Here is a 12,748-nt window from a genome sequence, read left to right on the forward strand (position 1 = left end):
ATTGTGCTTGCAAGTACGACAGATATTTGTTTTCAAGTTCGATGTTTCCGCTTTAATGTTAGATCCAAAGAGTACTCGTCCTGTTTTCAAAATACCCGCTCCACTTACAGCATACCCGCCCGATTTAGGGCATTTTTAGATTTACAAAAAATAGGATGATTTATGTCTTCAACTGGAACAGTTAAATGGTTTAACGAAGCTAAAGGCTTTGGTTTTATCGAACAAGAAAACGGTCCTGACGTTTTCGCACATTTCCGTCAAATCCAAGGTGACGGTTTCAAAACATTGACTGAAGGCCAACGTGTAACATTTGATGTTACTCAAGGTCAAAAAGGTCCACAAGCTGAAAACATCGTTCCTGCATAATTTCAACGATAACAGTTTGTTTTTCACCTTCGGGTGAAACGAAAAGCCCCGTAACAGGGGCTTTTTTGTATCTGGCTTTATGTCTACTATTGTATTGGCTTAAACCATGTCAACTGCGAAGCTCTGATATTAGGTCCAGATTTCCATAACCATAGCATACGGAAAACATGAAAACTGCTACGTTTTAATCCATCAACGATGGCATTAAAAACAATGTCAAGTGTTTCCGCAATCTCATCAAATCATACGTCGCGGGTCAATTGGTTAAGCATGTACTTTTATCACTCTTATACCCTGTCAAGCCAGTAATTAACACCTTTCAACAGTGCAGTTTTGCTGCTTGGACATAGCTTTCATATCTCAAATCTGATCCTGAAAATTCACTCAACATAACGGTTTCACCAACTTATCTTACAAGCTGCTTGCTCCTAAACTTCGGCTGACCTACATTAGCTGTCTTTCAGCACCTCATACGGATTTTTTATGGATATCAAGCAAATTGAAACTCTCCTTTTTCAATCACTTAGTGTTGCCATGGATTGGGCAAGTAGTCCGAAATTCTATTCGCAAATTGGCTTGATTGTGTTGGCTGGACTATTGGCCTATTCGTTTGCCAGTTTCCTGAAAAATCGCTCCCCCCTGCTAAGACAAATTCCTGCCACTGGGCCGTTACTTAAATTGCGTAATCGTATTTATTACAGCCGGGATTTGATCTTACCGTTGATGCTGATCCTGGCTTTTTCCATTGCTGCAGATATCAGTGAGTTATGGATTAACCAAAGCTGGTTAATCCAAATATGTCTGAGCTGGGCAGTGATCTTTATGCTTTATAAATTAATAGATCGCTTAATCCATAAAATCTTATTCAAAAAGCTCGCTTTGTGGGTTATTTTGCCCATCGCTATTTTGCAATTGTTCGGTTGGCTGGATGCGGTAATTGCCTATCTGGAATCCATGTCATTTGCAGTTGGTAATATCAATATTTCGGCTTATGGCATTATTCGAGTACTGATATTCGGCACGATTTTGTTCTGGTTAGGACGTATTTCCAGTAACGCCGGACAGCAAATTATTCGCAGTCAGGAAGATCTCGATGTAGGTACTCGCGAGGTATTTGCCAAGCTGTTTCAAATTGCTTTGTTTTTCATTGTGTTTATTCTGCTGCTGCAGATCATGGGCATTAATCTCACAGCATTGGCAGTATTTGGTGGCGCATTAGGTGTTGGTTTGGGTTTTGGATTGCAGTCCATCGCCTCCAATTTTATCTCCGGTATTATTCTGTTACTGGAGCGTTCTTTAAGCGTTGGTGATTACATTGAGATGGAAGATGGTCGCAAAGGCATTATCCGTGAGCTGAATATGCGCTCAACCACACTGGAAACCTTTGATGGCAAAGATATTATGGTTCCCAATGAGCAGTTTATTACAACTAGCTTCACCAACTGGACGCATAAAAACTTTAAGCAACGCTACGATATTGAATTTCAGGTCTCCTATAAAACCGATTTGCACTTTTTGTTTGATTTACTACGTGAAGTTGTTGCCAGTCACCCAAGTGTTATCAGTGGTGATGATGTGCCGATTGAAGAGCGACCAGATGCTGAAATCGCTGGTTTCGGGGAATCCGGTGTCGATATTCTGATTGAATTCTGGATGGAAGGTATTGATGATGGCCCCAACCGCGTTGGAGCAGATTTATTATTAATGATTTGGGATGCATTAAAAGAAAACAATATTGAGATACCTTATCCACAGCGTGAAATTAAAATTGTGAACGCGGGTGAGAAAATGTTTATCAATTCAGGAAAATCCTGAGTGGCATCAAGGTGAATACTGATAAAGATATTTTTCTGCAGGCGTACTATGGGAACCGTAGAAAGCAAATAACTTAATGAATTTGGAGAAATCGACATGTGGACTAAACCAGAATACTCAGATATGCGTTTCGGCTTTGAAGTAACAATGTACATCTGCAATCGTTAATCTGCAGAAAAGCGAAACTCCAAAAAGCCCCGATTAGTCGGGGCTTTTTTTTGTCTGTCGCTTAAATGGGGTTATGCTGGAAGACCACACCCGATGGAGATAAATCATGACTCAGCAAACTGATTTATATAATGCCATTATTGATAGTGCCGTCAGTCTGGCATCCAATACATCATGGGAATCAATGCGTTTGCATGATGTCGCAGCAGATCTGGGCATACCACTAGTTACGATTTATGAGTATTTTGCTGAGAAAGAACAAATCAGTGATGCCTGGTTTGAGCGTGCTGATAGACATATGCTTTCAGCTACGCAGTCGTCGACCTTTCCTTCACTTAACAATCAACAAAAATTCCACAATCTTTTGATGGCCTGGCTTGATTCATTGGCGGTTAATCAAAAAGTGACTCGCCAAATGATTTTAAACAAGCTTGAGCCCGGCCATTTGCATATTCAAATACCTGCCTTGTTCCGTATCAGCCGCACAGTGCAATGGCTGCGTGAAGCGTCAAACCAAAACTCGACATTGCCATGGCGGGCATTTGACGAAACCGTTTTGACCACTATCTATCTAATCACTTTCTGTTGCTGGCTAACAGATAACAGCCCGATGTTTGAACGAACGAAACGTTGCCTGGACAAACAATTAACTCTGGCCACAAAACTGGGTTTTTTAAAATAATCCCAGCTAATATTTAGTGATTCTGTTTATCAATCGCCAACCCAAAAACAGAAAACCAATAGGCAAAATCAGCATAATCAATACAAATTCGGCCAATAAATAGATTGCAGCATTAATACCCTGTTCTGCTTTTTGTTGAATATCCTGCAACCTGGCTTTGATATCCAGATTATCTTTAAATCCCTGATACCACGTACGTTGCGGCTCATCAGGATCGGGCTGAAGAGCCGCGACTTCCTGTTGTGTGGTTTGTAAAACTGTTATCGCATCTTGTCGGTCATGTTCCAGCCACACCTGTATTTGATTGGATGCAAGAATCGTCAACGGGATAGCCAATCGTAATAACGTTATTACCAACACCATATTGAACAATCTTGCAGACCAGCGCTCAGGTAGTTTTTGCCAAAGTATCAACACGATCACGATAGCCGCAAAACCAGCTAATACCCAGCGGAATAAGGCAATATCACCCATTGATAACAGGATCTTCTGGATCCCCAGTGATGCCGAAGCCATTAATAGCACGGTAGAAAACTGTTCAATCAAATCATTCAACGGATCCAATATCTGGCCCGGCGTTAAGGTTAAGCCAACCCCCATCGGTTCAATTGATAGTTCCGTGCCCTGCGCGACTGAAATAACTGCATTCAAACCTCTGGCAATCGCATAGACAGTGAGTGTGACTTTGAGCATTTGGCTTAATTGGTTTCCAACATTCGATTCGAAAGGAACTAACGCCAAAACCACACAAGCCAGCAAAATCACGACCGAAATAAGCTGACTGCGATGATAGTTCGTTTTCAATGATTAACTCCTGTCAGACGATAAATATGTAACTTTAATCGTAGGGTTCGTAATTTTTATCCGGCTTATTCTCGCCTACTGATGTATGTCTTGAATCATGAATTCCGAGGAAATAAAACACCAGCAATAACACATAGAAAAATAGCAGCCCATCTTCTTTGATAATACTAATCAACGCCCAAGCGGGCACAATATAAAACACCAGATTCAACAGCACAGTGAGTACCTTGCCCAGACGACGCTTTCCCAATTCATATAAACCAGCGGCGAACATGCCGGTCATATAACCACCGACTATCGCGAGAATCAGCAGTAAAATCACCCCTACCGTTGAAAACTTATCCATCTTCAGCCTCATTTAAGATGACCATCTGCTGATAATGACGCGATAAATTGATTTTGTCATTGCTTGTTATCAGTCGTTGCACTAGACCATCAAAGGTTGGTGTTTAACCACAAAAACAGGCAATATGGTTTTAATTAAAATTGCAGTGGAGCATTCCCAATGCGACAACACTTTCTGATGGTCAGTCTGTTCTGCTTATTAGGTTGTAGCGAGCAAACTGATAAAGTTGAACGGGATAAAACGGATCCTGTCCTGCAATTAAGCCAATGGTGTTTTGATCATTGGAAAGAACAGCAGTGGACCATGGGCGAATCCGATTTACCTGCTGTAGAAAATCTGGCATTTAGCGAGGGTATTCGTAAAGTGTGTCGCGCCCGGGCTGAACTCTATGCTGAGGGATATGAAATCTATCCGTTTATCACCAATACCATGCAGCGTGAGATCTATGCCTTGGTATTTTCAGCTGACGTCGAAGATATCAAAGCCCATTTAAAACAGCATCTGCCAAAGCTCAAACGGATTTAGATTACAAATTCAATTGTTGATGTAATCCCTGCCGATAAGCACTGATTGCAGGTATCAGCGCCACCATAAAACTGGCAATCATCACGATGGGCAACATATAGAGAAACTCATTAAGTACTGAGAGTCGGGTGAGTAAAATTCCATATTCCTGCAACAACCAGTCTTTTAATACATACATGCTCAACTGCAGGCTGATAAACGCCGTGAAAGCAGCAGCAAGACTAATCAGCATTGCTTCAATTTGTAATAAGGTAAACAAAAAACCTGGCCGATAACCCAATGCCCGCAGCACCGATAATTCATGACGCCGTTCGCGCATTGACACCAACAGCATATTCGCCATGCCAATCAATGCACCTAACAACACCAATGAGGCAATCAATAACAAAAGCTGCTCTACACTGCTCAACATCGACCACAACGACATCAGCGTCGCTCCGGGCAGGATAGCTTGTAATGGCTCTTGCCGGTATTCATTAATTTGGCGTTGCAGATTAAAGGTCTGCACCCGTGAGTTAAGTCCCAGCATAAATGCGGTTATCGTTTTTGGCTGTAAATCTTCAACTTTCGGTGTAACCGCGCCCGGCAATCTTACCCCACCCTGCCAGTTGACATGAATTGCTTCAATGCCTTGCAGGCTGACATAAACTGACTGATCTACCGGCGTTCCTGTAGCTGCCAGAATACCGGAGATTCTAAATGGGTGATCATCGTGTTTGGAAAAGCTGGTACTGGCAATACCATGGGCCAGTACGATGGCATCATCAATCTGATAGCCCAATTGTTTGGCGACTTCTGAGCCAATCACTGCATCAAAATGATCGTCAAAGGCTTTTCCATGTTGAAACTGTAGTGACTGTTTATTACCAAAACGATAAAACTCGAAAAAGTCGGTGCTTGTACCAATCACCCGGTAGCCACGATGCGAGTCGCCAAGAGATATAGGTATATTCCATGCAACGGATGGATGAGAGACAATTTCCTGATAGCTTTGCCAGGAAATATTATTGGTTGGTACACCAATATGAAATACCGAATACAACAACAGATTGACCTGGCCGGTACGCGCTCCAACAATTAAATCCACCCCGGAAACCGTTTTAGTAAAACTGTCTTTGGCTTGATAACGAATCGTTTCCACACTCAATAAAACAAAGATACTCACTGTCATCATCAATACCGTCAGCAAAACGCTGACTCGGCGCGCCAACAAACTTCTCCAGGCCAGTTTAAACAGCATGTTTGTCTCCTGCGACTACAAATGACTGGATATCCAGCTGCCGGGAAAAATGCTGTGCCAGGCTGCGATCATGACTGACAAAGATGATTGTGGCTCCAGCCACTTTTACCTGATTTAGTAATAAATCAACAAAACTATCGCGTGCATCACTATCCAATGCCGAAGTCGGCTCATCGACAATCACTAATTCCGGTTGATTTATCAAAGCACGCACAATCGCCACCCGTTGCTGTTGACCAACACTCAGCTGAGAGGCAGTTCTATCCAACAACCCGGCATCCAGTTGCAAAGCCTTCATCAGATCAAGACTGCGTTGTTGCAAATGCTGTTTATCCTGGCTGGAAAAGTGACTGGCCAATTTAATATTCTCAGCCACCGTTAAATAAGGGATCAGATTAAACCGTTGAAATACCATGCCGATGTGCCGCGCCCGGTAAGCATCTCGTTTGCGATGACTCAGTTTGTTAAGTGTGATTTCATCCAGCTTGATACTTCCCTGTTGTGGCAACAGAATCCCGGCCAGTAGATTTAACAAGGTGGATTTACCTGAGCCCGATGGACCATATACAAACACTGTTTCACCTTTTTCAACTTGCCAGTGAGCAATTTGTAATAACGCCTTGTCTGAGTTTGGCTGATAACGAAATTGGCAGTTTTCGATTTGGATAGCGGGACGATTGGTCATACGTTTACCGGATTGAATGATTGATAATTTTGGCATGGATGCTAATTGTTATAACATAACATTTTGGCTCGACATTTAACCCCTCGGATACACCATGACCGCATTGAAACCTGCAAAGTTCTGGCTTTTTCTCTCATTAATAACAGGGTTGGCATTCACTCATCCTTTGTTTGCGAACGATAAATATGAAGCCATTGATTGGATCGACCTGATGCCCGAGGACGATCTGGAAGCGCTGATGAATCCCCCAGAATACCTCAGTGAAATAGAGGACGGCTCTTTTGAAGATCAAATCAGCAGTCAATTACTCGGTGCCTTGGAAAATTCCGCCGATGACCGCTATCAGCAGGCGTTAACTTCTGCCAAGGTCAAACCAGAATATGATCAGCGACAGATTCGCTTACCTGGCTTTATGGTTCCAGTCGAGATGAACGAACAACAACTGGTAACCGAGTTCTTTCTAGTGCCATTTTTCGGAGCCTGTATCCATTATCCCCCGCCGCCCCCGAATCAGATTATTTACGTGACCTCAGAAAAAGGTGTGGCACAACAGAATCTCTATGATCCTTATTGGGTCGAGGGCAAACTGACCACCACCATCACCGAAAATGAAGTGGCGGTATCTGCCTATTCGATGAAAGCCGACAATATTGAGCTATATACAGAATAATCGGTTACAGCTTGATCGCAGTAAAGCGTTCAGGCTGGTCGAGCAGCAAATCCTGTTGTATCCCGTAATTGGATAATTTCATCGAATAAAAACGATCAAAATAGTCTTTCACTGTCGATTCAATCTGCCGATCAAAATGTGGTTTGACGGTCATAGTCTGACCAAACTGACGTTTTACAAACTCTCCGCGTTGAATAATCAGCTGACCGTTTTTGAAAACCCATTGTGCTTTTCTGAACATCGCGGCTTTATCATCCTGTTCATGATAGACCGCAATATCCGCCAAAGCACCCGGCTGCAAATGACCACGGTCGTTCAATCCCAATAATTTTGCTGGAGCCGCACGGGTCATGATGGCAATATCGTATAAGCTGAATTCCTGTTTCAGATCTTTCAGCAGGGTCAGCTGCATGATTTCCGGATCCAGTTCTGCCAGACAGGCCATACGGAAGTCATAATCCATCAATAAATGCAGCAAATCTGGATAACGGGTAAACGGCGCACCATTGGGATGATCGGTCGTGAAAAACAAGCGCCATGGATCGCCAGATAACAGGAATATCTCCAGCCCAATCGCCCACTGCAGACCATTTACAAAACTGGCCTTTTTATATTGATAAGGCACGATACCGCCACTACCTTCGTTTTCAGCATGCCACATTACCCATTTTTGCGGGCTGGCATCTCCACGACGGGAGAATTGCGCGATGATATCCCCTGACATGGTCACTGTCTGACCAAATAAAACCTGTCCGACGTCCATGGTGATATTGGGATGGCGGTTAAATGCTTCCATTAACTGAGCAGCGGCTGAAGAAAAACCACGAGTGCCCTCTGCTCCATATCCATAAAACTGTACGTGTGCCAGATGCATTGGTAAGCCCTGAGCCGCTTCCATCGTATCAATGGCCGTTTGTACATTGCCGGGAACACCCAAATTATTACAATGCACATGCACTGGATGCGGTATACCCAACTGGTGAACGGCAGTCTGCAATGAAGTTAATAATTGGCGTGAGCTGATACCATAATCCGGCACTTTATCATCCAGTCCAAACTGCTCAACGCCAGCTTTAAATGCCTGCGAACCACCGGCATTAATCACTTTCAAGCCCAGTGCCTGAGTGCTGTTAATAGTCCAGCTCACATAATCATTAATCTGATCCTGCGAGGCACCATTTCGCAACATGGAAACCAGCAAATCATCACTGCCGAGAATCGCCAGAGCTGCGGTATCGATAATGGGAATATCGGCCATTTCACGATGCACCTGCGGTGCATTCACCGGCAACATGGCGGGTTCCACCACCATGCTGTAACCCATTTCAGTGTAACGATAACCGGTTTCAAAACTGGACCAGCGAGCATTATAAAACGGCAGGTTTTCCTGACGCTGCAGATGATTTCGATGTTGATCGGGTAATAATAAACGAGCGGTATTGACGTTACCACCGGCGATATGACTATGAATATCCACGCCACCTGCCATGGTAATGGCGCCTTTTAAATCATACGTCACTGCCGAATCTGCATCCGTGATCTGTTTAGGATCGACGATACGATCATCACGGATCCACAGATCCATCAGTTCGCCATTGAGTTTTTGTACCGGGTCGTATACCCGGGCATTTTTAAGTCGGATCAACATGATTTATCCCACAGATATAAAGCAATTGGTTTTGCATCTTTTTCGCATCGAGCGGCATATCGGTAATCAGCTCAATACGGCTTTCATTGAACTTGCTATGATGTCGTTCGATCGTCAGGTCATCGTCTGCTTGATTGATAGTCACAAATCCTTCGCTGGTCAGCATCACCGCTTTAAGGCGGATCTGCTGGAACTGTTTAAGCCATTCCAACAAGGCTCTATAGTCAAAACAAAATTCTGTTTTAAATCGCCATCCATAGCTGTACCAGCCTGTCAGTCTCTGTTCAGCCGCTAAATAACCACACTCGGGAATAGGCTGTTCGTCAGTGTTCAGATTTAAAATCGCAGGTTGTTCCTGCCATACGGCATGATTAAATTTTGCACTCGGTTTAAGCCATTCTGGTTCAATATAAGCCTTTTGTGTCACTTGCACAGGTAATTCCTGTAAATGCAATTCCCCCAGATAACGGGTTAAATCATCTACGGCTGTCTGGTCATACATATCAGCCTTATTGGCGACCAACAGATCAGCTATCTGTAACTGTTGCTGAAAGGTTTCATGTTCACGGTATTTCGCATCACGAATATGACGAGCATCTACCAGTGTTAACGTTGCCCGTAAATCAATTACCGATTGATAAAATTTCCCGGTAAGTACGGCGATGACCTCATCAGGGTGACCCAGGCCACTGGGCTCGATCAGTAAACGATCCGGTTTGGCTTTGCCAATTAATTGGTTTAATGCAACCTTCATCGGTAAACCGGCAGCACAACACATACAGCCACCAGGCACTTCGCGGATAGTCACCTCGCCTTCGGCGTGCCCATCGGTCTGCAATAGCTGACTGTCAATGCCGACTTTGCCAAACTCATTAATCAACACTGCCCAGCGCTCTCCGGCTGGTTTTGTCTTTAACAACTGCTGGATCGCAGTGGTTTTCCCCACCCCCAGGAAACCGGTTATCACATTGGTTGGAACCGCTTTTTGAAAAAGCTTGAATGTTAATGTTGGTTCAACCACGATTACGCCGGGATTGCAGCAAAATTAATCCAACAAAAAACAACCCGAAGAACACTAAATTAATAATGGTTATAACCGTGTTGTTATGGCCTATGGGCTGATAGTTAAATTGTGGAATACCAGCAAAATCTGCCTCGGTGAACGGCTTTTCAAAAAAGTAGACCGTAAAGAAATAGTCACGTAACTGCTGCTGATAGTCAGCAATCTGATCCAGAAACGACTGGCTTGCCAGCATATCGGTATCAGCCACGCGATTCATTGTGTATTGCAGTCGCATCACCGGTGATAACCAGGCAAACTGTTCGCCAAGTTGATGGGAACGCAAACGACTCTGGCGGAATTGGGCCACTGCATCCGCCACAATCACATCACTCATATGTTGCATCGCGTAATACCAGCGCCAATCAAATTGTGGATCTAACATCGCTCGTGTAGCTTGCCATTGTGGATAATCCTGCAAATAGGCATCAAAATCCGCCTGTTTGTCCTTATCCCAACTGTCATGCATAAATTCACGCTGCTCAAATATCATGGAAACATGCTCAGCAGGCTGCTGTTGTTGGGTTTGATACAGATAAGTGAGGCCCGGCAATACAAAAGCAAACACAATCCACAGGCTAATAAATAACAAACTGTTAAAGATCGCCGTGCGCTGCAGACTGATAATCCAGCCGGTGATCAAAAACCAGCAGAGTTGATAAGCCAATAACACCGTGGCGACCTGCCACCATAGGCCATCGAAACGGATATCCGTTAATCCAACCGCCACCATTAGAATCAGTGAATTCACTATGGCCAGCAAGGCCGCTGCAATCAACATTTTTTTGGTTAACAAAAGCCCACTATTGCCAACCTGTGAGGCCAGTAATGACCAACGGCCACTGGCTTTTTCCTCTGCCAGCAGATTCAAACTTAACGCCGCAATCAACAAAGGCATCAGGTAAATCCAGATAAAACTCAAATCCAGTTTACCGATTGGCATAGCAGCAATATTGCCAGTCGCTGTATTACTTAATTGTCCTTGCAAACCTAATAATCGGACCCTGGTATGAGTAGCCGCTTCGCTGCGTTCACCATGAATTAATGTCGACCATGCAGACGGTGTCTGCCAGACAGGATGAAACTGGTAGTAACCTAAATACCCGGCGGCATAAGGATCCAACGGTGCATCAGCCTGATAATCTGCCAGCTCAGCCTGATAATTTACTTCGCTGATAGCACGTTGTTCATACTCACGTTGTAGGCTAATCTGCCCCCAATTTATGGCGAGTAATGACGCCAGTACATACGCCAGCATCAGCCATTTAAATAAGCGGTTTTGCCACAATAAGCGTAATTCAAACTGGATAAACTTCACCTTAATCAACCTCATTACGACTGATGGCCAATAAAACACCACCGACCACTAACCATAACAACAACATCAATAATGGCGGAGCAATCCGATCCAACTCGTCATTTAAGGTAGGAGCGTGATAATCAAACTGTTCCAGATTGGCCCAATGTTCATGCGAAACCTTCTGCTCACGATCATGATCCAGATCGATCTCTTCCGCATGTAACTGGTTGAGTTGTTTAATAAAATTAAAACGATATTGCTCAGCGGCATTTTCATAATGCAAGAAGCTTTCGGCATTACTGCCAGCGAACTTAGACGACAAATTGTTTGCCAGTAAGTAAGGTGAAAACCAGGCGACTTGTCTGACCAGCTTATTTTGCTGTTCCGCTATTTGCATCAGTTCTTCGTACTGTTTGCCAAATACTTCACTGGTAATGCGTTCTCCTTCCTGCATCACTATGCCACGCCAGTTCAGCGGTAAATCCTCGACCCGCGACACACCATATTCCGCCAATACCCGCTCACGAAACTCGGTGAAATGCGGATCATCCGGGTTATGCGAATCCCCGACCTTGGCAATCTCCTGTGCCGTCTGAATATCAAACACCGCACGATCCGGCATTGGATATTGCATATCTGCCAGGCTGTAAGCCATTTTCGGCATCACAATTACCGTAAGCAGCCAGAACAGCAATAAGGCCGACAGGCTTTGCTGATTAGTGCGACACCAATTGGAAATCAGCACTACAACCACCGTCCAAAGCAGGCAATACAATAAATAAAGGATGAACATCCAGCCCATGCGTAACACATCACTGCCATGCACCTGTGTAAACAGCATAAAACCTATAGCAATGGTGAAAATTACTAACAGGAACACCAAGGATATGCTGCTGTAGGCCAGAGTTTTGCCTAATAACAATTGCCTGACACTAGTACCTTGTGAAACCAGTTGCCGCAAGGTACCTTGCACCCGCTCACCACTGACACTATTAAATGCCAATGCAATCAACACTAACGGCCAAATCACCAGAATAATCGTCGCACCGGATAAATAGCCCAGTCCCATATACCCGGTGCTGCTGACATATTGTTTGAAGCTGCTGCTGTTTTGCCGGTGTGCTTCCAGAAACAAGGCATTACCGACAAACGGATTAACGCCGCTATCAATAAAACTCAATGGCGAGATAATGCGAAATACCATGGTGCCATAATGTGCAGCACGATGCGGATGCCGATCCGGCTGTGCTTCCCAGTTAGCATCATTCTGCTGTTGCCAGAGAGTTTGCGCCTCAATAAAATCCTGCTGCTGTTGCCAATGAGCGAACGCAATTAATGACGTTAATATCAGTAACAACGGCAACAGGATTTTCAAAGTCTGACTACGCCACTGGGTAATCAACTCATGGCGCGCAATTTCAACTATCGGATGTTTCATA

14 protein-coding genes are annotated in these 12,748 nt (G+C 44.1%); 6 read left to right on the forward strand and 8 right to left on the reverse strand.

The window, feature by feature from the left end:
- The first annotated feature begins 162 nt into the window (after window positions 1-162).
- The 4 genes from Q7V21_RS02660 (at window position 163) to Q7V21_RS02675 (ending at window position 3,031) form a co-directional block, all read left to right on the forward strand.
- Window positions 163-366 (forward strand): cold-shock protein, encoded by a 204-nt coding sequence (locus Q7V21_RS02660; protein ID WP_014706925.1) that lies wholly within the window; start codon window positions 163-165, stop codon window positions 364-366.
- A gap of 483 nt (window positions 367-849) precedes the next feature.
- Window positions 850-2,181 (forward strand): mechanosensitive ion channel family protein, encoded by a 1,332-nt coding sequence (locus Q7V21_RS02665; protein ID WP_304915799.1) that lies wholly within the window; start codon window positions 850-852, stop codon window positions 2,179-2,181.
- A 96-nt stretch (window positions 2,182-2,277) separates the two neighbouring features.
- The gene (gene pqqA / locus Q7V21_RS02670; protein ID WP_081443609.1) at window positions 2,278-2,349 is read left to right on the forward strand and encodes a pyrroloquinoline quinone precursor peptide PqqA; all 72 of its coding nucleotides are present in this window, start codon (window positions 2,278-2,280) and stop codon (window positions 2,347-2,349) included.
- Window positions 2,350-2,455: 106 nt separating this feature from the next.
- On the forward strand, window positions 2,456-3,031 hold the full coding sequence (locus Q7V21_RS02675) for a TetR/AcrR family transcriptional regulator (RefSeq protein WP_304915800.1): 576 nt from the start codon (window positions 2,456-2,458) through the stop codon (window positions 3,029-3,031).
- A gap of 6 nt (window positions 3,032-3,037) precedes the next feature.
- On the opposite strand, the gene Q7V21_RS02680 is transcribed toward Q7V21_RS02675, so the two are convergent.
- On the reverse strand, window positions 3,038-3,835 hold the full coding sequence (locus Q7V21_RS02680; protein ID WP_304915801.1) for a hypothetical protein: 798 nt from the start codon (window positions 3,833-3,835) through the stop codon (window positions 3,038-3,040).
- A 34-nt stretch (window positions 3,836-3,869) separates the two neighbouring features.
- Window positions 3,870-4,181 (reverse strand): hypothetical protein, encoded by a 312-nt coding sequence (locus Q7V21_RS02685; RefSeq protein WP_304915802.1) that lies wholly within the window; start codon window positions 4,179-4,181, stop codon window positions 3,870-3,872.
- 159 nt (window positions 4,182-4,340) lie between these two features.
- On the opposite strand from Q7V21_RS02685, the gene Q7V21_RS02690 reads away from it, so the two are divergent.
- Entirely contained in the window at window positions 4,341-4,706 is a 366-nt protein-coding gene (locus Q7V21_RS02690; protein ID WP_304915803.1) for a hypothetical protein, read from the forward strand.
- A 1-nt stretch (window position 4,707) separates the two neighbouring features.
- On the opposite strand, the gene Q7V21_RS02695 is transcribed toward Q7V21_RS02690, so the two are convergent.
- Window positions 4,708-5,946, reverse strand: a complete 1,239-nt coding sequence (locus Q7V21_RS02695) for an ABC transporter permease (protein ID WP_304915804.1) — start codon at window positions 5,944-5,946, stop codon at window positions 4,708-4,710.
- Entirely contained in the window at window positions 5,936-6,667 is a 732-nt protein-coding gene (locus tag Q7V21_RS02700; RefSeq protein ID WP_304915805.1) for an ABC transporter ATP-binding protein, read from the reverse strand. Before Q7V21_RS02700 ends, Q7V21_RS02695 begins: the two co-directional genes overlap by 11 nt.
- A gap of 58 nt (window positions 6,668-6,725) precedes the next feature.
- On the opposite strand from Q7V21_RS02700, the gene Q7V21_RS02705 reads away from it, so the two are divergent.
- The gene (locus Q7V21_RS02705) at window positions 6,726-7,301 is read left to right on the forward strand and encodes a DUF3299 domain-containing protein (RefSeq protein ID WP_304915806.1); all 576 of its coding nucleotides are present in this window, start codon (window positions 6,726-6,728) and stop codon (window positions 7,299-7,301) included.
- A 4-nt stretch (window positions 7,302-7,305) separates the two neighbouring features.
- On the opposite strand, the gene Q7V21_RS02710 is transcribed toward Q7V21_RS02705, so the two are convergent.
- From Q7V21_RS02710 to Q7V21_RS02725, 4 genes are read right to left on the reverse strand one after another with little or no spacing between them, the layout of a single operon-like run.
- Complete coding sequence (locus tag Q7V21_RS02710) at window positions 7,306-8,949, reverse strand: formylmethanofuran dehydrogenase subunit A (RefSeq protein ID WP_304915807.1); 1,644 nt, start codon at window positions 8,947-8,949, stop codon at window positions 7,306-7,308.
- Window positions 8,933-9,970, reverse strand: a complete 1,038-nt coding sequence (locus Q7V21_RS02715) for a GTP-binding protein (protein ID WP_304915808.1) — start codon at window positions 9,968-9,970, stop codon at window positions 8,933-8,935. Before Q7V21_RS02715 ends, Q7V21_RS02710 begins: the two co-directional genes overlap by 17 nt.
- Window positions 9,963-11,327: a DUF3526 domain-containing protein gene (locus tag Q7V21_RS02720; RefSeq protein ID WP_304915809.1), complete on the reverse strand. Its 1,365-nt coding sequence runs from the start codon at window positions 11,325-11,327 to the stop codon at window positions 9,963-9,965. Before Q7V21_RS02720 ends, Q7V21_RS02715 begins: the two co-directional genes overlap by 8 nt.
- 1 nt (window position 11,328) lies before the next feature.
- Window positions 11,329-12,747, reverse strand: coding sequence for a DUF3526 domain-containing protein (locus Q7V21_RS02725; protein ID WP_304915810.1), 1,419 nt, complete (start codon window positions 12,745-12,747; stop codon window positions 11,329-11,331).
- Between the last annotated feature and the right edge of the window lies 1 nt (window position 12,748).

The organism is Methylophaga sp. (assembly GCF_030651745.1).